At 67.9% G+C, this 23,708-nt stretch carries 17 protein-coding genes and 1 pseudogene; 8 read left to right on the forward strand and 10 right to left on the reverse strand.

Features of this window, described 5'->3' with window-relative positions:
• Window positions 1-3: 3 nt before the first annotated feature.
• The 6 genes from G4Q83_RS03340 to G4Q83_RS03365 form a co-directional block, all read right to left on the reverse strand.
• Window positions 4-2,493, reverse strand: coding sequence for a family 20 glycosylhydrolase (locus G4Q83_RS03340; RefSeq protein ID WP_128418740.1), 2,490 nt, complete (start codon window positions 2,491-2,493; stop codon window positions 4-6).
• Between the two features lie 55 nt (window positions 2,494-2,548).
• A complete protein-coding gene (locus G4Q83_RS03345) occupies window positions 2,549-3,604 on the reverse strand; it encodes a glycosyl hydrolase family 18 protein (protein WP_128418741.1) in 1,056 nt (351 codons plus the stop codon).
• Between the two features lie 13 nt (window positions 3,605-3,617).
• Complete coding sequence (locus tag G4Q83_RS03350) at window positions 3,618-5,294, reverse strand: alpha-L-fucosidase (protein ID WP_128418742.1); 1,677 nt, start codon at window positions 5,292-5,294, stop codon at window positions 3,618-3,620.
• A gap of 211 nt (window positions 5,295-5,505) precedes the next feature.
• Window positions 5,506-8,160, reverse strand: coding sequence for a TonB-dependent receptor (locus G4Q83_RS03355; protein WP_128418743.1), 2,655 nt, complete (start codon window positions 8,158-8,160; stop codon window positions 5,506-5,508).
• 378 nt (window positions 8,161-8,538) lie between these two features.
• Complete coding sequence (locus G4Q83_RS03360) at window positions 8,539-11,103, reverse strand: TonB-dependent receptor (protein WP_128418744.1); 2,565 nt, start codon at window positions 11,101-11,103, stop codon at window positions 8,539-8,541.
• Between the two features lie 528 nt (window positions 11,104-11,631).
• Window positions 11,632-11,805: a hypothetical protein gene (locus tag G4Q83_RS03365; RefSeq protein ID WP_158254955.1), complete on the reverse strand. Its 174-nt coding sequence runs from the start codon at window positions 11,803-11,805 to the stop codon at window positions 11,632-11,634.
• A gap of 184 nt (window positions 11,806-11,989) precedes the next feature.
• On the opposite strand from G4Q83_RS03365, the gene G4Q83_RS03370 reads away from it, so the two are divergent.
• A complete protein-coding gene (locus tag G4Q83_RS03370) occupies window positions 11,990-13,012 on the forward strand; it encodes a glucokinase family protein (protein WP_128418745.1) in 1,023 nt (340 codons plus the stop codon).
• 200 nt (window positions 13,013-13,212) lie between these two features.
• On the opposite strand, the gene G4Q83_RS03375 is transcribed toward G4Q83_RS03370, so the two are convergent.
• Window positions 13,213-14,211: a zinc-dependent alcohol dehydrogenase family protein gene (locus tag G4Q83_RS03375; protein WP_128418746.1), complete on the reverse strand. Its 999-nt coding sequence runs from the start codon at window positions 14,209-14,211 to the stop codon at window positions 13,213-13,215.
• 107 nt (window positions 14,212-14,318) lie between these two features.
• On the opposite strand from G4Q83_RS03375, the gene G4Q83_RS03380 reads away from it, so the two are divergent.
• Window positions 14,319-15,251: a LysR family transcriptional regulator gene (locus G4Q83_RS03380; protein ID WP_246432261.1), complete on the forward strand. Its 933-nt coding sequence runs from the start codon at window positions 14,319-14,321 to the stop codon at window positions 15,249-15,251.
• Window positions 15,252-15,430: 179 nt separating this feature from the next.
• Here G4Q83_RS03380 and G4Q83_RS03385 read toward each other — a convergent pair whose 3' ends face one another.
• The gene (locus G4Q83_RS03385; protein WP_128418747.1) at window positions 15,431-16,162 is read right to left on the reverse strand and encodes a 16S rRNA (uracil(1498)-N(3))-methyltransferase; all 732 of its coding nucleotides are present in this window, start codon (window positions 16,160-16,162) and stop codon (window positions 15,431-15,433) included.
• Window positions 16,153-17,544, reverse strand: coding sequence for an adenosylmethionine--8-amino-7-oxononanoate transaminase (gene bioA / locus G4Q83_RS03390; RefSeq protein WP_128418748.1), 1,392 nt, complete (start codon window positions 17,542-17,544; stop codon window positions 16,153-16,155). The genes G4Q83_RS03385 and bioA overlap by 10 nt, the downstream gene beginning before the upstream one ends.
• A 128-nt stretch (window positions 17,545-17,672) precedes the next feature.
• On the opposite strand from bioA, the gene nudE reads away from it, so the two are divergent.
• The 5 genes from nudE (at window position 17,673) to G4Q83_RS03415 (ending at window position 21,378) form a co-directional block, all read left to right on the forward strand.
• Window positions 17,673-18,173 carry an ADP compounds hydrolase NudE gene (gene nudE, locus G4Q83_RS03395; protein WP_246432361.1) on the forward strand — a complete coding sequence of 167 codons (501 nt, stop codon included), beginning with the start codon at window positions 17,673-17,675 and terminating at the stop codon, window positions 18,171-18,173.
• The gene (cysQ, locus tag G4Q83_RS03400; RefSeq protein ID WP_128418750.1) at window positions 18,170-18,970 is read left to right on the forward strand and encodes a 3'(2'),5'-bisphosphate nucleotidase CysQ; all 801 of its coding nucleotides are present in this window, start codon (window positions 18,170-18,172) and stop codon (window positions 18,968-18,970) included. Before nudE ends, cysQ begins: the two co-directional genes overlap by 4 nt.
• 127 nt (window positions 18,971-19,097) lie before the next feature.
• The gene (gene mazG, locus G4Q83_RS03405) at window positions 19,098-19,877 is read left to right on the forward strand and encodes a nucleoside triphosphate pyrophosphohydrolase (protein ID WP_343068481.1); all 780 of its coding nucleotides are present in this window, start codon (window positions 19,098-19,100) and stop codon (window positions 19,875-19,877) included.
• A gap of 97 nt (window positions 19,878-19,974) precedes the next feature.
• Window positions 19,975-20,943 (forward strand): SPFH domain-containing protein, encoded by a 969-nt coding sequence (locus G4Q83_RS03410; protein ID WP_128418752.1) that lies wholly within the window; start codon window positions 19,975-19,977, stop codon window positions 20,941-20,943.
• Between the two features lie 3 nt (window positions 20,944-20,946).
• Window positions 20,947-21,378: an NfeD family protein gene (locus tag G4Q83_RS03415; RefSeq protein ID WP_128418753.1), complete on the forward strand. Its 432-nt coding sequence runs from the start codon at window positions 20,947-20,949 to the stop codon at window positions 21,376-21,378.
• Window positions 21,379-21,519: 141 nt separating this feature from the next.
• Here the strand turns inward: G4Q83_RS03415 and G4Q83_RS03420 are convergent.
• Window positions 21,520-22,053, reverse strand: a pseudogene (locus tag G4Q83_RS03420) (transposase); the annotation flags it as partial.
• Between the two features lie 483 nt (window positions 22,054-22,536).
• Here G4Q83_RS03420 and gcvT point away from each other — a divergent pair.
• The gene (gene gcvT / locus G4Q83_RS03425; RefSeq protein WP_128418754.1) at window positions 22,537-23,643 is read left to right on the forward strand and encodes a glycine cleavage system aminomethyltransferase GcvT; all 1,107 of its coding nucleotides are present in this window, start codon (window positions 22,537-22,539) and stop codon (window positions 23,641-23,643) included.
• The last annotated feature ends 65 nt before the right edge of the window (window positions 23,644-23,708 follow it).

A 23,708-nucleotide genomic window follows, 5' to 3' on the forward strand; every position in this document is an offset into this window, starting at 1 on the left:
GGGTCAACGCGCGGCGGCCGGTAGCGCCTGCGCGGTGGTGTCGATCAGGTGGACGGCGCCGATGGCGTAGTACGGGCCGTTGATGCGTGCGGTCGAGCGCAGGCACAGGTCGTGCGTGCCCAATTGCGCCGGCAGCGGCGCCTCCAGCGAGAACTGCTCGCCCAGCGCCTTGCCGCCCGGCAGCGGGATCCGCGCCAGCAGCTTGCCCTTGCAGTCGCCCAGGCGCACTTCCAGTTCGCCGTGGGCGGTCCTGGCCGGGTACTGCTTGACCTTGGCCTGGTCGTGCGCCAGCCCGTAGTTGCGCGCCAGCCGCGCCGCATCGATGCGGATGCGGCCGATGCCGTCCAGGCGCGCGTCGGCATAGCGCCAGCAGCTGCCGAACAGGTCGATGTTGAACACCGGCGTGTCCTTGCCCGGCAGGTCCGGCAGCAGCGGTACGCGCAGGCCCAGGCTGCCGTCGGCGCAGGAATCCAGGCCCTGGGTGTCGCGGCTGAGCAGGGCGGGGCGGTCGAGGATGCGGGTGCGCGGGGCGGCCAGCAGGCTGCCGTCGTCGGCGAAGGTGGCCGCACGCACGGTGACCGGCAGGGTCACGTCGAACGGCTTGGCGTAGCGCGGCGAGTCGGCCTTGGGCTCGCTGCCGTCGGTGGTGTAGCGGAAGCTGCCGAACCTGGCCTGGTTGCCGAGCACGATGCTGGCCTTGCCGCTGTCCAGCGCCGCGTTGTCGCCGCCCTGGATGGCGATGTCCGGCGCGAACGCGCCATCGCCGTAGTCGATGCCTTGCGCGCGGTAGCGGTTGAGCTGCGCCGGCAGGCGCTGCAGGAAGCTGTCCCAGCCGCGCACCGCCATCGGCGACCATGCGGCTTCGGCCAGCGCTCCCAGACGCGGGAACAGTGCATGGTCGATGTGCCAGGCCGAGGGAATGTACTCGGTCCACAGCGCGGCCTGGGCGCCGAGCACGTGCTTGCCTTCCTCCGCGCTGAGCGCAGTGGGGACCGGATCGAACTCGTAGACCTTCTGCAGCGGCAGCACCGACAGGCGCCCGTTGGGCTCGTCGCCGCGCGCGCTCTGCAGATTGTCCAGGTACAGCCAGCCGGCCGGCGCCAGCACCACGTCGTGGCCCTGCTTGGCCGCGGTCACCGCCCCGTCGACGCCGCGCCAGGACATCACCGAGGCGCTCGCCGGCAGCCCGCCTTCCAGGATCTCGTCCCAGCCGATCAGGCGCCGGTCGTGCTTGGCCAGGTAGTCGGACAGCTGCTGGTTGAACCAGCCCTGCATCGCATGCGCGTCCTTGATCCCCAGCTTGCGCATCTGCGCGCGCACCGCCGGCGAACGCTCCCACTGGTCCTTGACCGCTTCGTCGCCGCCGATGTGGATGTACTGCGAGGGGAACAGCTGCAGCACTTCGTCGAGCACGCCCTGGATGAAGGTCATGCTCTTCTCGTCGGTATCGAACAGGTAGAGGTTGATGCCCCAGTCCACCGACACCTTCGGCCGCTGCCTGGTCACCCCGACCAGTTCCGGGTACGCCGCCACCGCCGCCTGCGCATGCCCGGGCATGTCCAGTTCCGGCAGCACGGTGATGTGCCGCGCGGCGGCGTAGGCGACCAGGTCGCGGATCTGGTCCTGGGTGTAGAAGCCGCCATAGCGGTCGGGCACGCCCTGTGTGCCGGCGCCAGGCGGGGTGCGCCAGGCGCCGATCCCGGTGAGCTTGGGGTAGCGCTTGATCTCGATGCGCCAGCCCTGGTCGTCGGTCAGGTGCAGGTGCAGCACGTTGAGCTTGTGCGCGGCCATCGCGTCGATGACGTGCTTGACCGTGTCCGGGCCATGGAAGTGGCGGGCCACGTCGAGCAGCAGGCCGCGCCAGCCGAAGCGCGGCCAATCGCGGATCTGCACCTCGGGCACCTCGACCTCGCCCTTGCCGGCGTCGGGAGTGAGCAGCTGCCAGGCGCTCATCGCGCCGTAGAACAGGCCGCGTTCGTCGCGTGCCTGGATCAGCATGGTGTTGCCGTCCACGTCCAGCGCATAGCCTTCCGGCGCTTCCACCGAGGTGGTGGGGTTCATCTGCAGGCGGATACTGCCGTTTGCCGGAATGGTCTCGGCGCGCACCTCCAGCGACAGGCCGCGGGTGTTTTCCAGCAGCGTCGCCAGTTGCCGGGCCACGCGCATGGCGGCGGCGTCGTCGGTCGGCACCGACAGCGTACTGCCGGTGCCGATGGTCAGCGTGCCGCTGCCGCGCTCGACCTGCGCCGGCGCTGGAATCAACGGCAGCGGCGCGGTGTCCGCCGCCGCCGGCTTCGGCGCGGCGGCGGCGGGTGCCGCGGCAGGCTTGGCGGCCTGCGCGGGAGCGGCGGCGTCGCGGTCGCAGCCGCCCAGCATGGCAACGAGCGCGAACAGGGCGAGCCCCGGCCACGTGATGCGGGAGGCCGCCGCGACGCCCGCCGGGGCGGTCGTCGGGCGGTGCGGCTTACGGGGGTGTGCACCCACTGCAGTCATTCGGTCTGCCTCGTGCTGTCTGAACGCATATCCTAGTGGATCGGCGCGTAACGGATCAGCGCGAGGCGGCCGGCAGCGCGTCCCACACCTTCGGATCCTCGGCGCCCAGCACCCAGCAGCTGAAGCCTTCCAGGCCGTATTCCTTGACCAGGTCGTAGCGCGCGCGGAAGCTGCGCGCATCCGGGCGGAACACCCACTCGCGCATGTCGTCGCGGTAGAAGTAGAACCACGACTCCTGCTCCTGCGGATCCCACTGCACGGTGGCGTTCTGCTCGATCGCCAGCGGGAAGGATTCGTCGGCGTCGATGTAGGTCGCCGAGATGTTCGACGCTTCCGTGCCGTCTTCCTTCACCGGGTTGCCGGTGTACCAGCGGTAGCCGTAGGTGGCGATGCCCAGCGACAGCTTCTCCTTCGGCACCTGGGTCAGCGCGTAGTCCAGGTGCTTCTTCATCCACACCATGCCGTCGACCGGGCCGGGCGTGGTCCAGCGGGTGTGCTGGTCGTAGGTCATCAGGCTGACCAGGTCCACCGCCTGGCCCAGCGCCTTCAGGTCGTAGGCGCCGCGCCAGTACTCCCACATCCACTTGGAGAACTGCCCGCCCTCGGCGTAGCCGGGCGCGTTGGGCACCACCGCCACCGACATCTTGAAGCCGGCCTTGTGCAGCGCGTCGGCGGTCTGCTTGACCATCCGCGTGTAGGCGTCGCGGTCGGTCCAGGCGATGTTCTCGAAATCGAACTGGAAGCCGTAGTAGCCGTGCTTTTTGCCGTGGATCAGCAACGAGGCGATCATGCGCTGCTTCGCCTCCTCGTCGTGCATCAGCTTATGGAAGCCGTCGCGGCCGGCGGTCATCGACAGGATCGGCATCACCCGCAGCTGCCTGCGCTTGGCGATGTCGTAGAGGTACGCGTTGGGGGTGCCGTTGACCAGGCCGTTCTGGTCCACGCCGTACCAGGTCGGCACCACCACGTCGATCTTGTCGACGTTGGCCAGGAACGAATTGGTCGATTTCTGCGTGCTCATCAGATAGAACAGCGCGGTCGGGTTCTTGGCCATGGCCGGGGTACAGACCATGGCCAGGGCAAGCAGCAGCCCAGCGAATCGCTTCATCATCGGGAGGTATCCATCAGCGGGTGGGGGAGGGCAAGTCGATGCGGAACACGTAGGCGTGTTCGCCGGCGGGCTCGGCCGGCAGGGTCAGGTGCAGGCCGTCGGCGCGCTGTTCGAACGGCACCGGCTTGCCGGTGGCCAGCAGGGTCACGCCGCGCACGCCGTCGGCGGCGGTGAGCGAGCGGATCACCGCCTTGCCGTCGGCCGGCCAGCCCAGCTCGATCGCGTACAGCGCGCCATGGCCGGTGGTGAAGCGGAAGTCCTCGGCGGTGTAGGGCTTGGTCTTGGTGTCCTGGAAGGTGCCGCCGACCACTTCGGTCGGGCCTTCGCCGTACATGCGCCATGGCCGGCTGTCGTAGATCGCCTCGCCGTTGGTCTTCAGCCATTTGCCGATCGACAGCAGGATGTCGCGCTCGGTATCGGGGATCGAGCCGTCGGCGCGCGGGCCGATGTTGAGCATCAGGTTGCCGTTCTTGCTGACCACGTCCACCAGCATGTGCACGATGAAGGTGGGCGTCTTGTAGGTGTCGTTCTCCACATAGCCCCACGAGGCGTTGCTGACCGAGGTGTCGGTCTGCCAGTGGGTGGGGTGGATGCCGGTGAGCTGGCCGCGCTCGATGTCCAGCGTGCCGGCGCCTTCCGGCAGCGCGCCGAGCTTGTAGTTCACCACCACCCCGTCGCCGCGCGCGGCGCCGTGGTTGTAGTAGTACGCCAGCATGGTCGGCAAGGTGCGGCGGAAGGTCGGGTGCGCGATCCACCAGTCGAAGTAGATCAGCTCGGGGTCGTAGCGGTCGATCAGTTCGGTGGTGCGCGCCAGCCAGTCGTCCAGCCACGCCTGCGACACCGGCGTCCAGTCGTTGTGCACGTCGGCGTCGTCCTTGCCGGGCAGCCGCACCTGCGCCGGGCCGTACAGGCCGGCATAGCGCGGGTCGTTGACGTCCGAGTCGAAATGGCGGCCGCCGTCGAAGAACCAGTCGTGCTCGGCGCGGTGCGAGGACAGGCCGAAGTGCAGGCCCTGCGCGCGGATCGCCTTGGACAGCTCGCCGATCACGTCGCGCCTGGGGCCCATCTTGGTCGCGGTCCAGTCCGACAGCTGCGAGTCGTACATCGCGAACCCGTCGTGGTGCTCTGCCACCGGCACCACGTAGCGCGCGCCGGCGTCGCGGAACAGCCTGGCCCAGCCCTGCGGGTCGAACTTGGGCGCGGTGAACAACGGGATCAGGTCCTTGTAGCCGAACCTGGCCTGCGCCCCGTATGTCTCGATGTGGTGCGCGTAGTCCTTGCTGTCCTGTTGGTACATGTTGCGCGAATACCACTCGTTGCCGAAGGCCGGCACCGAGAACACGCCCCAGTGGATGAAGATGCCGAACTTGGCGTTGTCGTACCAGCCCGGCGAACGGTAGTGCTTCAGCGAGGCCCAGTCCGGGCGGAACGGACCTTTGCGGGCGCCCCGCTCGGCTTCGTGCACCCGTCGCTCGCGCTCGGGCGCGTACCTGGCGGTGGCCTGCAGCCACTGCTGGTCGAGCTGCTCGGGACTGAGCGTGGTGGCGGTCGGCGCGGTGGTGGAGTCGGCCGCACGCAGCGACAGCACCGGGCAGGCCACCAGCAGCGCGAGCACGAGTGCACGACGCCTGGGGGCAGCTCCGGCGTGGCGGCAGGATGTAGCCGCGCGATGGCGGCACTCGGTCGTCATGGGAACTGCACTCCTGTGAGCGAAGACGTGCCGGCAACGAGCAACCGGCACGTGGATGGCGGAGAAGCGGGCCTGGCCATGTTCCTTCGAGTGCGCAAGGAACATGGCCAGCGCCGCTGTTGCATGCGATCGGCGACCTGTCGCTGCCTGATGCAGGCGGCAGGCAAAAAAACGCGCCACCGTGGAGGATCGGTGGCGCGCCGGGACTGCATCAGAACTTGAAGTTGAGCTGGGCCTGGTAACCGCGGCCGTTCTTGTAGAACGCCGTTGGCGTATCACGCGTATTGCTGAAGACCCGGTAGGTGGAGTCCAGCAGGTTGGTCGCGCCGAAGGTGATGCTCATGTAGTCGGTGACCTGATACGAAGCGTTCAGATCCAGCTGCTTGTAGGCATCGGCAAAGTCGCGTGATTGCAGGCGACCGATCTGGGTGAAGTACTTGGAGCGATAGCTGTAGTTCACGCGCACCGTCCAGTCGCCGTGCTCCCAGTACGGAATCACGTTGTAGGTATCGCGCGACAGGTAGGGCAGGTTCAAGCCGGAGCTGGAGTCGGATTCGGCGAAGGTGTAGTTGGCCTGCAACCCGAAGCCCAGGCCGAAGGTCTGCTGGTAGTTGACCGACACGCCCTTGACCTTGGCGTCGGAGACGTTGACCGGCGTGGTGACCTGGTACAGGCCGGCAATGGCCGGCGGTGCGGGATTGAGCTGTTGGGTGGTGGTGGTGCTGACGATGTAGGAGCTGATGTCGCGATAGAACACTTCGCCCGACAGCATGCTGGACGGGGCGAAATACCATTCGGCGGCCAGGTCGTAGTTGGTGGACTCGTACGGCTTCAGGTCCGGGTTGCCGCCATTGGCGGTCAGGTCGCCGGTACCGCTGTTGATGGTGAACGTGCCTGCGAGATCGGCGTAACGCGGACGGGCGATGACCTTGGCCGCCGAGAAGCGCAGCACGGTGTCGTCAGTGACGTCGTAGGCGATGTTGAGGCTCGGCAATGCCTTGCGATAGTCGTTGGTTTTGGCGACGTGGTCGAAGTTCGCGCCGCCATCGTTGCTTTGCCAGAACTGCGACTTGTCGGTGGTATCGACCAGGCGCACGCCGACGTTGCCGCGCCACTGGCCTGACTCGAAGTTCAACTGCGTATAGAGGTTCTGGGTGATTTCCTTGACCTGGAACGAGGCGCCGAAGTCGGTGCGGTACGGACCCTGTGGCTGCGCCAGCAGATAGTCGCGTACGGCATTGAGGCTGGCGGTGGGCCAGGTGGTCAGGTCGCCGCTGGCGCCCAGACCGCCGTAGAGGCTGCTGGGCGTGCCGCCCGGATTGAACTGCGTCAGCGACACCGGAGCGGTGGTGTTGATGCGGTTGCCGCGCGCGTCCACGCCATTGTTGTGATTGATGTATTTGTAGCCGAACTGCAACTTGGTGAACGGGCCCCATTGCAGATCACGCGAGGCGTCCCACTGGAAGTACTTCTCCTCGTCCTTGCTCTTCTGATAGGCGATGCCGCCGGCCTGCATGACGCCGTCCGCGGTCGATCCCGCAGGCAGTCCAGCCGCATTGCCCGGCAGCGCCCAGTTGGATGCGCCGCCGTTGTCATAATTGACCGCCGTGTTGCGGCCGTCGAAGGCATAGTTGTAACCACCGTCCTGCATCAGGAACTTCATCAGGTACTCGGGATTCTTGCCGCCGGTGGCCTTGGTGTTGCCGACCTGGGTGGTGAAGACCCACTTCTCTCCGAACCAGTCATGACGCAGATTCAGGCTCTTGGTGGTGACGGTGCTTTCGCGATAATTGGCATCCAGCTGGGCATACGGTTGACCAGCTGCGCCATCGCTGATCGTGGCCGAGGTGACGACGCCGTTCTGCACATTGGCGCTGGTGATCTTGCGCCTGTCGTTATTGCATGCCGGGCAGACGTAGCGTGCCTGGCTGAAGTTGTTGTACTTGCCCTTGATGTACAGGCCGGTCAGGTTGAACTCGTTCTGCTCGTTCGGTTTCCACTGCAACGCGCCCTGCACGCCGTTGCGCTCGCGGGTCTGCTGGAAGAACGCACTGCTGATGCCGGCCGGCACGCGCGCGGTGGCCACGTCGCTGCCATCGCCGGTGATGGTGGCGGTCGGCGGAATGCCTGCGCCGGTGGTGTAGCCGAAGTATTCGATGCCGGCGCGTGCCAGATCCTGCTTGTCGTGCGTGGCGGAGATCAGCGCGCCGAAGGTCTCCTCGTCGTTCTTCCAGCTCCACAGCGCCGAGCCGCGCGGGTTGCCTTCTTCCGAACGGTCGTTGTAGTTGTAGCCGACCGAGCCGCGGATGGTGTTCTTGGGCAGGTCCAGCGGCTTGCGGGTGTGCACGATCACCGTGCCGCCGATCGAACCTTCGTCGATGCGCGCTTCCGGGGTCTTGTAGACCTCCATCAGGCCGATGATTTCCGGCGACAGCAGGGTGTAGTTGAAGGTGCGGCCGCTGGTGTCGGTCGGGTTGCCGCCCCAGTCGCCGGAGGCGATGGTCTGGCCATTGAGCAGCACCCGGTTCAGCGCCGGGTCGGTGCCGTTGATGCTGACCTTCTCGCCTTCGCCGAACTGGCGGTCGACGCTGATGCCGGGCAGGTGCGCCAGCGACTCGGCGGCATTGGTGTCCGGGAACTTGCCGATGTCCTCGGCGCTGATCGCATCGACGATCGAGTTGGCCGAGCGCTTGACCGCCTGGCTCTTCTCCAGCGAAGCGCGGTAGCCGGTGACGTTGATCGTGTCCAGTTCCTGGACGTTCTTCGACGCTGCGCCGGAAGCGGGTGCTTCCTGCGCCATTGCGTTACCGGACAGGTACAGCGCGGCCATGATGCTGATGGCTAACGTGGTGGTGCGGCTATTCATTGGCTAAACCTTTGGGTGAGTGCATGGGCAAGAGGCGCCAACCGATGTTCCGGCGTGCTGGCCGCTGCCCGGCCTGTGGATGGCGCGGCACCTTGCGGTGGCTGCGCGTATCGTGTTTCGGTGCGCGTCGTCCGGTCGTTGACGCGGAAGTGGCCGCCGGCGGCACCGAGGCGCCGGTCCTTGTTCCCTGCTGCGGAGCGACAACCAAATCCAGCAAAACGACCGATGCATGTTGTGTTGTGCAGATGCCTCCTGGTGCCTGGCGGGATCCCCCGTTCCGGGCATGGCGTCGGCCCGTTCGCTTTCCGTTGCCGGTCGCCGCCGAGCGACAGCTCGGCGCGTGCCTTCCCTTCTGCGCGGCTGCCGTCGCGGCCGCGGTTACAGCGTGAAATGCACGCTGAGCATGTAACTGCGCCCGTTCTTGTACAGATAGTAAGGCTGGCTTTTCTGGCCGGCGTAGCTGTAGTAGGTCTCGTCGAGCAGGTTGCTGGCTTCCAGTTGCAGCTTGACCTTGTCGGTGATCGCATAGGCCACCGATGCGTCGAGCTGGGTGAAGGCATCGGTCATCTGGCTCGCGCCCAGGCGGCCGATCTCGGTGAAGTAGGCCGAGCGCCAGCCCAGCGTCAGCCGCGCCTCCCACGGCCCTTGCTCGAAGTAGGGGCTGAGGTTGTAGCTGTTCTTGGAGTTGTAGGGCAGGTTGTAGCTGCTCTGGGTGTCGGCCTTGGAGTAAGTGTAGTTCGCCGCCACGCCGAAACCGCCGCCCAGCTCTTGCTGGTAGCTCAGCGACACGCCCTTGACCTTGGCCGCGCCGGAGTTCTGCGGCAGCGTCACCTGATAGACGTCCTCGCGCTTGTACCGGGTGTTGTACAGCGGCCGGTTCACCAGGGTCTGCAGGATGTAGTTGGAGATGTCGCGGTAGAACAACTCGCCGGCGAGCACGCTGTTGGGCGCGAAATACCATTCCAGCGACGCGCCGTAGTTGGTGGAGCGGTACGGATCCAGCGCCGGATTGCCGCTGCTGGCGGTGAGCTTGTTGTCGTCGGCGTTGATGTAGGGCGTGAGGTCGGCGTAACGCGGTCGCGCGATCACCTTGGCCGCGGCCACGCGCAGGATCAGCGCGTCGGACAAGTCGTAGGCGAAGTTCAGCGACGGCAGCCATTCGCCGTAGGACTTGTTTTCGTTCACTGGCGCATAGGCGTCGTTGCCGACGTACCTGTAGCCACTGATCGCATCGCGGGTGTTGACGTAGCGCACACCGATGTTGCCGCGGTAGCTGTAGCCGGAGAAGTCGGCCTGCAGGTAGGCGGCGCGGTTGCGCTCGATCACGCCGAAAGTGTTGTTGTAGCTGGGCCTGAGCGTGTCGCTGCCGGGCAGGCTGCGGACGTAGTCGACGATGGCGCCCCGGCTCTGCAGCGGCCAGCGACGCATGTCGTCGCTGACCGACAGGCCGTCCAGGTAGCCGCCGGGCGTGGTGCCGCCGTAGAAGCGGGCCAGGGTGTTGCCCGGATCCTCCCTGTAGTCGTTGTAGTACGTGTCCTGCGCGGTGCTGTGGCGCGTGGCCTTCACTCCGGCGCGGAGCTTGGTGACAGGGCCCCATTCCACGTCGTGGTCGAAGTCCAGCTGCGCGTAGCGTTCCTTGTCCAGGTTCGGATAGCGATTCACGGTGGCGCTCTTCACCGACATGTTCTCCAAAGTGGACGGCGGTACCGCGTAGTCCACGCCGACGCGGCGGTGATCGATGGCGTAGCGATAGCCGCCGTTGCCCCCCAGGGTCACCCCGTAGATGCGGTCGGCGCCGCCGGCCGAGCGGGTCGCGCCGACCTGGCCGGAGACGTTCCAGCCGTCGCCGTGCCAGTCCCCGCGCAAGGTGTTGCTGCTGGTCTTGACCGTGGTGCTGCGCACGTACGAATCGAGGATGGTCTGGGCGTTGTCGCCGTAGGCCCCGGAGGTGGCGACGCCGTCGACCACGTTCAGTGCGGTGGCAGTGGCCGGCTTGATGTCGGCGAAGCGGCTCTGGTTGACGTTGTCGAACGTCTCCTCGACGTACAGGCCGGTGTAGGACAGCTCGAACGCCTCGCTGGGCTTCCACTGCAGCGCGCCGGTGACGCCGTCGCGCTTGCGCGTCTGCAGGAACAGCGCGGTGTTGATCGCGCTCGGGTAGACCCCTTGCTTGCCGGCGGCGACCGCGTCGGGAAAGCCGGCGCCCTGGATGGCGCTGTAGCCGAAGATCTCCACGCCGTCGCGGCGCAGCGAGCGTTCCGAATGCATCACCGAGCCGAGCACGCCGAGCGTGCCTGCATCGTTCTTCCAGTTGTACAACAGCGAGGCGTTGGGCTTGCCGTCCTCGGAGCGGTCGTTGTAGCCGTAGCCGACGCTGCCGGTCAGCAGGTTTTTTTCCAGTTCCAGCGGCTTGCGCGTGTGCAGGATCACGGTGCCGCCGAGGCTGCCCTCGTCGATGCTGGCCTGCGCACTCTTGTAGACCTCGGCGCTGCCGATCACTTCCGGCGCCAGCAGCGAGTAATTGAACGAGCGGCTGTCCGGGTTGTTCGGATCGCCGCCCCAACTGGTGGAGGCGATGCTCTGGCCGTTGAGCAGGACCCGGTTCAAGGCCGGGTCGGTGCCCAGGATGGAGACCTTCTCGCCTTCGCCGAACTGGCGGTCGACGCTGACGCCGGGCAGGTGCGACAGCGATTCGGCGACATTGGTGGCAGGAAACTTGCCGACGTCCTCGGCCGAGATCGCATCGACGATCGCGTCGGCGTTGCGCTTGATGTTGAGCGACTTCTGCAGGCTGGCGCGGTAGCCGGTGACGCTGATCGTGTCCAGTTCCTGGACGTTCTTCGGCGCTGGGCCGGAAGCGGGCGCTTCCTGCGCCATTGCGTTACCGGACAGGTACAGCGCGGCCATGATGCTGATGGCTAACGTGGTGGTGCGGCTATTCATTGGCTGAACCTTTGGGTGAGTGCATGGGCAAGAGGCGCCAACCGATGTTCCGGCGTGCTGGCCGCTGCCCGGCCTGTGGATGGCGCGGCACCTTGCGGTGGCTGCGTGTATCGCGTTTCGGTGCGCGTCGTCCGGTCGTTGACGCGGAAGTGGCCGCCGGCGGCACCGAGGCGCCGGTCCTTCCTTGTTTCCTGTGGGGGGGGGGACAACCAAATCCAGCAAAGCAATGCATGTTGCAGACGCCTGGTGCGCGGGCGGAAACCCCGTTCCGTGCATGGCGTTGGAGCCGTTTGCCTTTCGTCGCGGCGACCACCGAGCAACCGCCTCGGCGCCTTTGCCCATGGCGCTGTAGCGGCGCCATGGCGCGGTCCAACCTGAACGTGGCATGTCTTGAGGTTGTAAGACTTGTCTGACTCGAGTCTGTAATAGCGCTGACAGCGTTGTCAATACGTGCTTCACGGTATTTTGACAATTCGTTGCCCGATCGCCCCGGCGGGCCGCGGCCGCGGCCCGCCGGGCATTCCCGCTTTACGGATAGGTGGTTGTTCGCCAAGGAAAATCGGTCGCGGCCGGGAAGCGCCCCGGCGGCGCGGTGCGGCGCTTGTCTCGACCGCTGCCGATCCCGGTCGGAATCGGCATTCCAGAAATTTTGTGCAGCGCGGCGAAGCGCGGTGCTGTCTGACCGGTTCGTTGGCGTTGCATGCGCGATGTCGTGTGCTGTCGGAACGAGGCGACGAATCCAGCCAGGATGGCTGATCGCTGGCGAGTGCCGGTGGCGCCCGCTGGATGACTTTATCTTGACAACGTTATCACGATGGTCTGACACTCGATCGATCAACAGGCCCAATCGACGTGCGCCCTCTCGGGCGCAACGGGAGAGTAGTACGTGTCCGCAAGCAGTTCACCAGTGGCCGCGGCCGGCCCGCGGGCCGAGCCTTTCATTGCCGCCGATGTCGGCGGCACCCACGTACGTATCGGCCTGGTATCGCGTGGCGACGCCACCGACAGCGTGCAGACGGTCAAGGTGCTGGACTATCGCAAGTACCGCTGCGCCGATTACCCCGGCCTGACCGAGATCATCGGCGAGTTCCTGTCCGGCGTGCCCGGACCGGCGCCCACCCGTGGCGTGATCGCCAGCGCCGGCTATGCGCTGGAAGATGGCCGGGTGATCACCACCAATCTGCCGTGGAGCCTGTCGCCGCCGGAGATCCGCGAGCGCCTGGGCATGCAGGCGCTGCACCTGGTCAACGATTTCGAGGCGGTGGCCTATGCGGCCTCGTCGATGGACGCCAGCGAAGTACTGCACCTGACCGGCCCACGCAAGGCGCAGCGCGGGCCGGCGCTGGTCATCGGCCCCGGCACCGGGCTCGGTGCGGCGGTGTGGATCCCGACCGGCGGCGGCGCGGTCGTGCTGGCGACCGAGGCCGCCCATGCGGCCCTGCCGGTCGGCAGCGAGCTGGAGATGGCGATGGCGCAGCGGCTGCTGCGCACGCGCAGCTATGTACCGGTGGAACACCTGCTGTCCGGACCCGGCCTGCTCAACCTGTATAAGGTGCTGTGCGAGTTGCGCGATGCCGTGCCGGTGCATGCCGCTCCCAGCGAGGTCACCGCCGCGGCGCTGGCCGGCCGCGATCCGCTGGCGCACGAGGCGCTGTCGGCGTTCTGCGGCCTGCTCGGCAGCGTGGTCGGCGACATGGCGTTGCTGTACGGCATCCACAGCGGCATCTACCTGGCCGGCGGTTTTCTGCCGCAGATCGGCGGGTTCCTGGGCGCCAGCAGCTTCGTCGAGCGCTATCTGAACAAGGGCGCGATGCGCCCGGCCTTGGAACAGATCCCGGTGAAGCTGGTCGAGCATGGCCAGCTCGGGGTGATCGGCGCGGCCAACTGGTTCCTGCAGCAACAGCGCTGACGACGGCCGGCGAAGGCATCCTGCTTGCGATCGCATCGGCCGCATGATGCGCATCCGCCGGCGCGCGCTGCGCCGGAAGGATGGCCGCGCGCCGCCACTGCGTGGCGCGACCACGCCTTCCGTGCGCTCGTTCCCGGCCGGCGCCGGTACGAACTTGCTGCCAGGTGTCGATCCTGTCCCCGCGTTCGGCCCCGGCGTGCTCAGGCCAGTTCGATGACGATCTTGCCGAATGCGCCGCGATCCAGGTGCTCCAGCGCCGCCGGTAGTTCGGCGCAGGAATAGCGTGCATCGATGGCCGGCTTGAGTCCGAGCCGGTCGACGGCCACGACCAGATCCTCCAGCGCTCGCCGGTGCCCGACGCCGATGCCATGGACGTCGAGATTCTTCATCATCAGCGGGCCTGCGGGCGCGGTGATTTCGAAACCTTCCAGCACGCCGATCTGGTGGATGTGTCCGCCGATCGCCGCCGCCTGCACGGCCTTGCCCAGATGCGGCCCGCCGACGAGTTCGAGGATGTGGTCCGCTCCCTGGTCGTGGGTGATGCGCAGTACCGCCTCCAGCCAATCCTCGGCGCTGCGGTCGATGCCGTGGTCGGCGCCGAGGCGCCTGGCGCGTTCCAGCTTTTCGGCGCTGCCCGAGACCACGATCGCCCGTGCGCCATGCGCCTTGGCGATCTGCAGGCCGAACAACGCGACCCCGCCGGTGCCTTCGATCAGCACCGTCTGGCCAGCGCGCAGCTTTCCTTTTTCGACCAGGGCGAACCAGGCGGTGAGGCCGGCGCAGGGCAAGGTGCTGGCCTGCGCCTCGTCGAGCGAGGCCGGCGCGCGCACGAACCACTCTTCCGGAAAAGCCACGTATTCGGCGAGCACGCCGGGGTGGCTTCCGCCGAGGGAGCGATATGCCGGCATGCGTGCGTTGCCGTGCGCAGCGCCGTCGATCCAGCCGGGCCAGAAGGTCGAGATCACCCGGTCGCCGACGGCCAAGCGCGTGGTCCCCGGTCCGGTGGCTTGCACCGTGCCGGCGAGATCGGAACCAGGGGTGAAAGGGAAGGCGAGGGCCATGCCCATGCCGTTCTCGATCACCAGCCTGTCGCGGTAATTGAGCGCGACCGCGGCCACTTTCACCAGCACCTCGCCGAGCCGTGGGGTGGGGATCGTCGCCTCCTTCAGCGTCAGTCGGTCGCGGCCGAGGCCGTCCATTTCCCATCGTGTCATCGTCGTGGTCATCGCAGACTCCTGAAAGCGGCTTCGCCGGGATTGGCGATTTTATTGTTGATTTTTAAGCGGTTGTGGCGATATAAAATCCGATGATTGGTTCTTTGGCGGCGACAATGCGTGGCGCGGCATTGAATGGCGTGGATGTTTTCGTGGCCGCGGTCCAGACCGGCAGCTTCGCCGCGGCCGCCGAGCGCCTGCACCTCACCCGCTCGGCGGTGGCCAAGACGATCGCGCGGGTCGAAGGACGGCTCGATGTGCGGCTGTTTCACCGCACCACGCGCAGCCAATCCCTCACCGAGGACGGGCAGATCTACTACGAGCGCTGTGCCCGCGCGCTGGAGGAGTTGCGGGCCGCCGAGCTGGCGCTGGACTCCGGTCGGCGCGATGCCTCCGGTCGGCTACGGGTGTCGGTGCCGGTGCTGTTCGGGCGCCGCTGCGTCGCGCCGGTCCTGACCCGTCTGGCGGCGCAACACCCCCGGCTCGAACTCGATCTTTCCTTCTGCGATCACCCGGTGGACCTGATCGAAGACGGTTTCGACCTGGTCATCCGCAATGGCGAGATCGGCAACGGAGCTGGCCTGATGGCGCGCGCGATCAGCCTGCAGCGGATGACCGTCTGCGCTGCGCCCGACTATCTTGCCGAGCATGGTCGTCCGGAAACGCTGGAGCAGTTGCTGGCGCACCATGCGGTCATCTATGGCCGGGCGGGGCGCACCAAGGCATGGCAGTTTCCGACGGGCAACGGCCAGGTACGGGAACTCACGCCGCCGAGCCGTTTGCGGCTGGACGACCTGGAGGCGATCGCCGATGCCGCCGAGGCGGGGCATGGCCTGGCCTGGCTGCCCTGCTGGCTGATTCGGGAACGGGTCCGCCAGGGGCAACTGGCGGCGCTGCTGGAGACGACGCCGCGCCTAGTGTTCAGGACCCATGCGCTGTGGCCGGCCACGCCGCACATGCCGCTGCGCGTGCGCTTGGCCATCGACGCGATCGCGGCGGCGTTGCCGGGAAGCGCCGAACTCTGAAACTGGGGAGCGGCAGCGGCGCTGCCATCGTGGCGCCGATTCGGTACCGCCGCTTCAGCTCATGCACGGCCTGGACGTGGCCGACGCGGTGACGCGTTCGCAGGCGACCTCGCCATTTCCGCACCCGGCACGGCCGCCGGTACCGCCATCGCCATCGGTTCGAGCCGATGTACCCGGGATCACAGGTCGCCGTACTGTGCTTGCAGCGCCGCGATCGCCGCCAGGCCCGCGGTTTCGGTGCGCAGGATGCGCGGACCCAGGCGCAGGCCGGCGAAGCCGGCCGCGTGCAGGACGGCGCGATCGCGCGGCGACCAGCCGCCCTCCGGACCGATCGCGATCGTCGCGGTGTCGCCGGGGATGTCCAGCGTGCGCAACCGATGTTCGCCCTGCGGGTCGAGGGCGAGCTTGAGTTGCGAGGCGCCGGCGGCGCATGCGGCCTCGGCCAGCGCCAGCGGCGCGGCCAGGCCGGGCACGCGCGCACGGCCGCACTGCTCGCACGCCGCGGCGACGACGCTGCGCCAGTGCGCCACGCGCTTGTTCATGCGTGACGCATCCAGCTTCACCTCGCTGCGCTCGGCCCACACCGGCACGATCGCGGCCACGCCCAGCTCGGTCGCCTTCTGCAGGATCAGGTCCATCTTCTCGCCGCGCGCAATCCCTTGCAGCAGCGTGATCGCCAGCGGCGATTCGTTGCCCGCCGGCCGCGCCGCACCGATCCGCACGCTGGCGCCGTGCTTGCCGGCCTGCAGCAGCTCGGCGTCGTAGTCGCAGCCGTCGCCGTTGAACAGCACGCAGCGGTCGCCCTCGCGCAGCCGCAGCACGCGCAGCAGATGTCCGGCGACGTCCGCGGGCAGGACCACGTCGCTGCCGCTGCGCAGCGCGGCGGCGACGTGGCAGCGGGTCAGGCGCATGCCACGGCCTCGTCGATCGCGGCAAGCGTGGTCTCGGCGAGCAGCGCCAGCTGCGCATCGTCCACGCAGTACGGCGGCATCCAGTACAGCACGTCGCCCAGCGGACGCAGCACCACGCCGCGCTGCAGCGCCGCGCGATAGGCATGCAGGCCCACCCGCGCGGACGCGGCGAACGGGGTGCGCTTGTCGCCGTCGCGGGTCAGTTCGAACGCGACCACCATCCCGGCCTGGCGCACGTCGGCCACGTGCGGGTGGTCGTTGAACGGCGCCGCCAGCGCGCGCATGGTCTCGGCGGTGCCGCGGTTGCGCGCGACCACGTCGTCCTGCTGGAAGATGCGCAGGCTGGCCAGCGCCGCGGCGCAGGCCAGCGGATTGCCGGTATAGCTGTGCGAGTGCAGGAAGGCGCGCTCGCGGCTGTCGTCGAGGAAGGCGTCATATAAGTGTTGCGTGGCCAGCACTGCCGACAGCGGCAGGAAGCCGCCGGTCAGGCCCTTGGACAGGCACAACAGGTCCGGCATCACCCCGGCCTGTTCGCAGGCGAACAGGGTGCCGGTGCGGCCGAAGCCGGTGGCGATCTCGTCGGCGATCAGGAACGCGCCGTTGGCGTCGCACAGTTCGCGCGCGCGGCGCAGGTAGGCCGGGTCGTGCATGCGCATGCCGCCGGCGCACTGCAGGCGCGGTTCCAGGATCACCGCGCAGATATCGCCCGGATGGCGGTCGAACAGGTCGGCCAGCGCATCGGCGGCGGCATCGGCGCGCTGCCGCGCGGTCTGCCCCGGCGCGGCCAGGTAGGCATCGGGCGAGGGCGCGAACAGCGCCTCGGCCAGCAGCGGCGCGTACACCCGCCGGTACAACGGGATGTCGCCGACCGCCAGCGCGCCGATGGTCTCGCCGTGGTAGCCGTTCTCCAGCGCCACGAAACGGGTGCGGCGGGTCTGGCCGCGGTTGTGGAAATAGTGGAACGCCATCTTCAGCGCCACCTCGACCCCGGCCGAGCCATTGTCGGCGTAGAACACCTTGGCCAGCGGCGCGCGCCCGTCCTGGCGCGGCGCCAGCGCCAGCAGCTGTTCGGCCAGTTCCACCGCCGGCGCGTGGCTGAAACCGGCCAGCATGACCTGCTCCAGCTGCGTGGCCTGTGCGGCGATGGCCGCGGCGATGCGCGGCTCGCTGTGGCCGAACAGATTGGTCCACCAGCTGCTCACCGCATCCAGGTAGCGGTTGCCCTCGTGATCGATCAGCCAGGCGCCTTCGCCGCGGGCGATCGGCAGCAGCGGCAGGGTGTCCGGGTGCTCGCGCATCTGCGTGCAGGGGTGCCAGAGTACGGCCAGGTCGCGTTGCCGCCACGCGTCGGCCGTCTGTGATGCGGTCAGGTCTGTTAGCATTTCCAGCCCATGAACAGGTTCTTCGCTCCGGGCATTCTATCGGCCGACGCCGCGCCGCGCCGCGGGGGGCCGGCGTGAGCCGCCCGCTGCCGGTCATCCATGCGCTGCGCGAGCGCAGCGAGTCGGCCATGGAGCGCAAGGTCGAGGAGCTGGACCTGGAATTCAGCAACGGCGAGCGGCGCGTGTTCCACCGGCTCAAGGCCCCCGGCCACGGCGCGGTGGTGGTGGTGCCGATGCTCGATGCGCAGACCGTGCTGCTGGTGCGCGAGTACGCCGCCGGCGTGCACCGCTACGAACTGGGCCTGGTCAAGGGCCGGATCGACGCCGACGAGACCCCGCTGCAGGCGGCCGACCGCGAGCTCAAGGAAGAGGCGGGCTATGGCGCACGGCAGCTGCGCGTGCTGCGCGCGATGACCCTGGCGCCCACCTACATGAGCCACCAGTCGTGGCTGGTGTTGGCGCAAGATCTGTATCCCGAAAAACTGGCCGGCGACGAGCCGGAGGAACTTGAAGTGGTGCCCTGGAATCTGGCTGCGCTGGATCAGCTGATGTTGCGTGAGGATTTTTCCGAAGGACGTTCGCTGGCGGCGCTGTTCATTGCCCGCGAATGGATGGGTCGTGCTGGATGATCCGCATCACTGCAGACCTGCGTGAAACCGCCATCGCCATCGCCATCGACGCCGCTGCGGCGATCATGGCGGTCTACGCCACCGGCTTCGAGGTCGCGCTCAAGGCCGATGCCAGCCCGCTGACCCAGGCCGACCTGGCCGCGCACCGGATCATCGTCGAGGGCCTGGAGCGGCTGACCCCGGACCTGCCGGTGCTGTCCGAGGAGTCGGCGCAGATCCCGTGGGACGTGCGCGAACGCTGGACCAGCTACTGGCTGGTGGATCCGCTCGACGGCACCCGCGAATTCGTCGAGCGCAATGGTGAGTTCAGCGTCAACATCGCGCTGATCCACCACGGCGCGCCGGTGTTCGGCGTGGTCCAGGCGCCGGTCGACGGCCGCCTCTGGCACGCGGTGCGCGGCGGGCAGGCGTATCGCCGCGACGGTTCCCGCGACACCGCGCTGAACACGCGGCGGCCGGCCGCCGCGCCGCTGCGGGTGGCGGCCAGCCGCTCGCACCGCGACCCGCGCACCGATGCGCTGCTGCTGCGCATGGGCGAGACCGAGGTGGTCGCACAAGGCTCGTCGCTGAAGTTCTGTCGCATCGCCGACGGCGCGCTGGACGTGTACCCGCGCTTCGGCCCGACCTCCGAATGGGACACCGCGGCCGGCCAGTGCGTGCTGCAGGCCGCCGGCGGCGCGCTGCTCGCCGCCGCCACCGGCAAGCCGTTCCGCTACAACCGGCGACAATCGCTGCTCAACGGCGACTTCCTGGCGCTGGGCGATCCGGCGCTGCCGTGGCGCAGCTGGCTCGGCTGAGCCGCGCCGCGCCGCCGCCGGCCGTGCGGCGGCTCTGCCAAACTGGGTGCAGGCGGCGCCGTTGCCGTCGCATCGGAACCTTTCCGTGACCGCAGCCCGCTACGACCTTCCCGCCCTGCTCGCGATCATGGCGCGCCTGCGCGATCCCGCGCAAGGCTGCCCTTGGGACCTGGAGCAGGACTTCGCCAGCATCGCCGCCTATACCATCGAAGAAGCGTACGAGGTGGCCGATGCGGTCGACCGCCAGGACCTGGCCGAACTGAAGGACGAGCTCGGCGACCTGCTGCTGCAAGTGGTGTTCCATGCGCAGATGGCGCGCGAGCGGGCGGCATTCGGGTTCGACGACGTGGTGGCGGCGATCTGCGACAAGATGGTGCGCCGGCATCCGCATGTGTTCGGCGACAGCCAGGTCGGCGACGCCGCGCAGCAGACGCTGAACTGGGAGCAGATCAAGCGCGACGAGCGTTCGGCGGCGGGCAAGACCGACAGCTCGGTGCTTGCCGGGATCGCGCGCGGCCTGCCGGAATGGCAGCGCGCGAGCAAGCTGCAGGCGCGCGCGGCGCGGGTCGGCTTCGACTGGCCCGGGCCGGGCCCGGTGTTGGACAAGCTGCAGGAGGAACTGCAGGAAGTGCGGATGGAGATCGAGCGCGGCGTGGTGCAGGACAACCATGCGCGGTTGCAGGACGAGCTCGGCGATCTGCTGTTCGTCTGCGTCAACCTCGCGCGCCATGCCCAGGTCGATGTCGGCGCCGCGTTGCGTCACGCCAACCTGAAGTTCGAGCGCCGCTTCCGCGCCATGGAGCAGCTGGCGCAGCAGGACGGTGATGCGCTGCAGGAATTGTCGCTGCAGCAGCAGGAAGCGTACTGGCAGCGGGTCAAGCGCGAGGAATCCGGCGCGGCAGGGTGACGGCGTCGCCGGCATTCGTCGTGAGCGCGGCCGCCGCCGCCCCATCCCACGCTCGCTATACTCGGGACATCGACTTCCTGGTGAATGGAGCAACCCGATGCAGCCGACCTATTTCCTCGCGCTGGTGATCCTGGTCGCCGGCGTGATCGTGCTGTTCAAGACCGTGCGCATGGTGCCGCAGGGATTCCAGTGGACGCTGGAGCGCTTCGGCCGCTACACCCATACCCTGTCGCCCGGCCTGCACTTCCTGATCCCGGTGGTCTACGGCGTGGGACGCAGGGTCAACATGATGGAGCAGGTGCTGGACGTGCCCAGCCAGGACGTGATCACCAAGGACAACGCGGTGGTGCGCGTGGACGGGGTGGTGTTCTTCCAGGTGCTGGACGCGGCCAAGGCCGCCTATGAAGTGTCGAACCTGGAGATCGCCACGATCGCGCTGGTGCAGACCAACATCCGGACCGTGATCGGTTCGATGGACCTGGACGAATCGCTGAGCCAGCGCGAGACGATCAACGCGCAGCTGCTCAGCGTGGTCGACCATGCGACCAATCCGTGGGGCATCAAGGTCACCCGCATCGAGATCCGCGACATCCAGCCGCCGCGCGACCTGATCGATTCGATGGCGCGGCAGATGAAGGCCGAGCGCGAGAAGCGCGCGCAGATCCTCGAGGCGGAGGGTTCGCGGCAGTCGGAGATCCTGCGCGCCGAGGGCGAGAAGCAGGCCGCGGTGCTGGAGGCCGAAGGGCGCAAGGAAGCCGCGTTCCGCGACGCCGAGGCGCGTGAGCGCCTGGCCGAAGCCGAGGCGCGCGCCACCGCGATGGTGTCCAAGGCCATCGCCGAGGGCGACGTGCAGGCGATCAACTACTTCATCGCGCAGAAATACGTGGAGGCGTTCAAGGAACTGGCCACCGCGCCGAACCAGAAGTTCGTGCTGATGCCGATGGAGTCCAGCGGCATCATCGGCTCGATCGCCGGCATCGGCGAACTGGCGCGCGAGGCGCTGGCCAAGCAGCAGCCCGCGCCGTCGGCGGTGCCGCGCGGCATGCCGCCGCGCAGCGGAGCCTGAACCATGCGCCTGGAGGTGGTGGCGTGGGGCGCGCTGACCTTGCTGCTGTTCGCGGCCGAAGCGCTGGCGCCGGGCGCGTTCATGCTGTGGATGGGCTTCGCCGCCGCGGCGGTGTTGGTCGCCGTGCTGGTGGTGGCGGACATCCCGCTGCTGCTGCAGATCGCGGCGTTCGTGGTGCTCAGCTTCGTCTCGATCCAAGTATACCGCGCCTGGTTCCGCGGCCGCGACCGGGTCAGCGACCGGCCGCTGCTCAACCGCCGTGCCGAGCAACTGATCGGCCGGGTGGTGACCCTGGACCAGTCGATCCAGGCCGGCCGCGGCCGCGCCAAAGTGGACGATGCGTTCTGGGTGGTCGGCGGTCCCGACCTGCCGGCCGGCAGTGCCGTGCGCATCGTCGGCGTCGATGGCATGACCCTGCTGGTGCAGGCCGAGTGAGACGCGGGACTCGTCGGGACTCGGGACTCGGGACTCGGGACTCGGGACTCGGGACTCGGGACTCGGGACTCGGGACTCGGGATTTTCGCAAGTATTCCGCATTTTTTGCTTTTCTGTAGGAGGGGTTTCAACTCCGACGCGTCACCGGGACCTGATTCCCGCCATCGCGCATCCAACGTTGCGAGCCGATAGGGCCGCGGTGGAGGGTGGAGGACGGCGCAGATCGATCGTGGGACCCAGGCCGCCAGGTCCACGCGTCGGTTGAAGCGATGGCAGAACGCGCTCAGGTAGCGCTGTAGGGACTTCGGGGGCAAGGCGTGATAGGTGCCAGGCCAGGCATTCTGGATGGTGCCCAGCAGGGTGTCGACCCGGATGAGCGCCGGCTCTGTTGGCAGCGGCCGGCCCCGCGGTGTCCTCGCTCACTCCGAGCTGCCGGCGCAGCGCCAGGGCCGGGATGCCGTTCTTGTGCTGGCTGAGCGAGTAGATCGCCAGGAACCAGCTGCGCAACGGCGACGTGGCATCGGCGAACAAGGTGCCGCGCGTCGAGCAGGCCTGCTGTTGGCAGCGATTGCATTGGAGCAGGTCGCGGCTGTGCAACGGGCAAGACCGCCGATGTCCATACGCTGGGCAAAAGAAGCCTTGCGGCCATCGTTGTTCAAGTACGGCTTGCCGGCATGGCGCCTGGCTCCCCTAGGACCGCAAGAGCGCCGGCAGGCCCATGCCCGCCTGGAACTGGATCGGGTGCTTCTTGGCCATCGTCGCACCGCCTCTGTCGAATCAGCGGCTTGCCGCATCGACCCTCTCCGGATCAGCGGAGGCGACGGATGGGGAATCAAGTACCGGTAACGCGTCGGGGCTGAAGCCCCTCCCATAGAAAGCGGTTGGACCGGCACTGTAGGAAAAGCCGCTTTCTTTGCAAAAAAAAAGCACTTTTTTCGTCGAATCGCTTGACAGCGACTTGCGCCGGGACAACACCCTGCCGTCCCGAGTCCCGAGTCCCGAGTCCCGAGTCCCGAGTCCCGAGTCCCGAGTCCCGAGTCCCGAGTCCCGAGTCCCGAGTCCCGAGTCCCGAGTCCCGAGTCCCGAGTCCCGGGTGTCCCATTCCTTATCCCCCATGCCGGCGACGATAATGGGCGACTTTACCCACGGACCTGCGCCATGACCCAGAAGACCATCCTCAACGACAGCCATCGCGCCCTCGGCGCCAAGATGGTCGACTTCGGCGGCTGGGACATGCCGATCCACTACGGTTCGCAGCTCGACGAGCACCATCAGGTGCGCCGCGACGCGGGCATGTTCGACGTCAGCCACATGACCGTGGTCGACCTGCATGGTGCGCAGGTGCGCGCGTTCCTGCGCCGCCTGCTGGCCAACTCGGTGGACAAGCTCAAGCTGCCGGGCAAGGCGCTGTACACCTGCATGCTCAATCCGCAGGGTGGGGTGATCGACGACCTGATCGTCTACTACCTGTCCGACACGTTCTTCCGCCTGGTGGTCAATGCCGCCACGCGCACCAAGGACCTGGCCTGGATCGGCGAGCAGGCGCGGGCGTTCGGCGTGCAGGTGCGCGAGCGCGAGGACTTCGCGATGATCGCGGTGCAAGGCCCCAACGCGCGCGCCAAGGTGATCGGCCTGCTGCGCGAGGACGACCGTGCTGCGGTGCAGAAGCTCGGCCGCTTCGCTGCGTTCGAGGCGACCTCGGCCGATGGCGTGGCGCTGTTCGTCGCACGCACCGGCTACACCGGCGAGGACGGATTCGAGATCGTGTTGCCGCAGGAGCAGGCGCTGGCGTTCTGGAACGCGCTGCTGCGCGCGGGGGTCAAGCCGGCCGGGCTCGGCGCGCGCGATACGCTGCGCCTGGAGGCCGGCATGAATCTCTACGGGCAGGACATGGACGACAGCGTGTCGCCGTACGAGGCGGCGCTGGCCTGGACCGTGGCGCTGGACGAGGGTCGCGTCTTCATCGGCCGCGACGTGCTCGAGGCGCACAAGGCCAACGGCGCGCCGCGGCAGATGATCGGCCTGGTGATGGACGAGAAGGGCGTGTTGCGCCACGGCCAGAAGGTGCTCACCGCGCAGGGCGAAGGCGAGATCCTGTCGGGCACGTTCTCGCCGACGCTCGGCAAGGCGATCGCCTTCGCGCGCGTGCCGGCCGGCGAGCCGGGTGCAGTGCGGGTGGACATCCGCGGCAGGGAAGTGCCGGTGCGCATGGTCGAGTTTCCGTTCGTGCGCGAAGGCCAGGTCCAGCCCGGCGTCCTCGGCTGAGTCCCCGGCCGCGGCGATGCATGCGCCGGCGACTTCTTCCCGGAACATCCGGTTCGCTACACTAG

The sequence above is a fragment of the Xanthomonas theicola genome, assembly GCF_014236795.1.
In the GTDB taxonomy this organism is placed as follows: Bacteria; Pseudomonadota; Gammaproteobacteria; order Xanthomonadales; family Xanthomonadaceae; genus Xanthomonas_A; species Xanthomonas_A theicola.

What these genes read in the sequence shown, in the direction of transcription:
- G4Q83_RS03340 (WP_128418740.1), bottom strand. Translation starts at nt 2,493, where the DNA reads ATGACTGCAGTGGGTGCACACCCCCGTAAGCCGCACCGCCCGACGACC.
- G4Q83_RS03345 (WP_128418741.1), bottom strand. Translation starts at nt 3,604, where the DNA reads ATGATGAAGCGATTCGCTGGGCTGCTGCTTGCCCTGGCCATGGTCTGT.
- G4Q83_RS03350 (WP_128418742.1), bottom strand. Translation starts at nt 5,294, where the DNA reads ATGACGACCGAGTGCCGCCATCGCGCGGCTACATCCTGCCGCCACGCC.
- G4Q83_RS03355 (WP_128418743.1), bottom strand. Translation starts at nt 8,160, where the DNA reads ATGAATAGCCGCACCACCACGTTAGCCATCAGCATCATGGCCGCGCTG.
- G4Q83_RS03360 (WP_128418744.1), bottom strand. Translation starts at nt 11,103, where the DNA reads ATGAATAGCCGCACCACCACGTTAGCCATCAGCATCATGGCCGCGCTG.
- G4Q83_RS03365 (WP_158254955.1), bottom strand. Translation starts at nt 11,805, where the DNA reads ATGCAACGCCAACGAACCGGTCAGACAGCACCGCGCTTCGCCGCGCTG.
- G4Q83_RS03375 (WP_128418746.1), bottom strand. Translation starts at nt 14,211, where the DNA reads ATGGACGGCCTCGGCCGCGACCGACTGACGCTGAAGGAGGCGACGATC.
- G4Q83_RS03380 (WP_246432261.1), top strand. Translation starts at nt 14,319, where the DNA reads ATGATTGGTTCTTTGGCGGCGACAATGCGTGGCGCGGCATTGAATGGC.
- G4Q83_RS03385 (WP_128418747.1), bottom strand. Translation starts at nt 16,162, where the DNA reads ATGCGCCTGACCCGCTGCCACGTCGCCGCCGCGCTGCGCAGCGGCAGC.
- bioA (WP_128418748.1), bottom strand. Translation starts at nt 17,544, where the DNA reads ATGCTAACAGACCTGACCGCATCACAGACGGCCGACGCGTGGCGGCAA.
- nudE (WP_246432361.1), top strand. Translation starts at nt 17,673, where the DNA reads ATGGAGCGCAAGGTCGAGGAGCTGGACCTGGAATTCAGCAACGGCGAG.
- cysQ (WP_128418750.1), top strand. Translation starts at nt 18,170, where the DNA reads ATGATCCGCATCACTGCAGACCTGCGTGAAACCGCCATCGCCATCGCC.
- mazG (WP_343068481.1), top strand. Translation starts at nt 19,098, where the DNA reads ATGGCGCGCCTGCGCGATCCCGCGCAAGGCTGCCCTTGGGACCTGGAG.
- G4Q83_RS03410 (WP_128418752.1), top strand. Translation starts at nt 19,975, where the DNA reads ATGCAGCCGACCTATTTCCTCGCGCTGGTGATCCTGGTCGCCGGCGTG.
- G4Q83_RS03415 (WP_128418753.1), top strand. Translation starts at nt 20,947, where the DNA reads ATGCGCCTGGAGGTGGTGGCGTGGGGCGCGCTGACCTTGCTGCTGTTC.
- gcvT (WP_128418754.1), top strand. Translation starts at nt 22,537, where the DNA reads ATGACCCAGAAGACCATCCTCAACGACAGCCATCGCGCCCTCGGCGCC.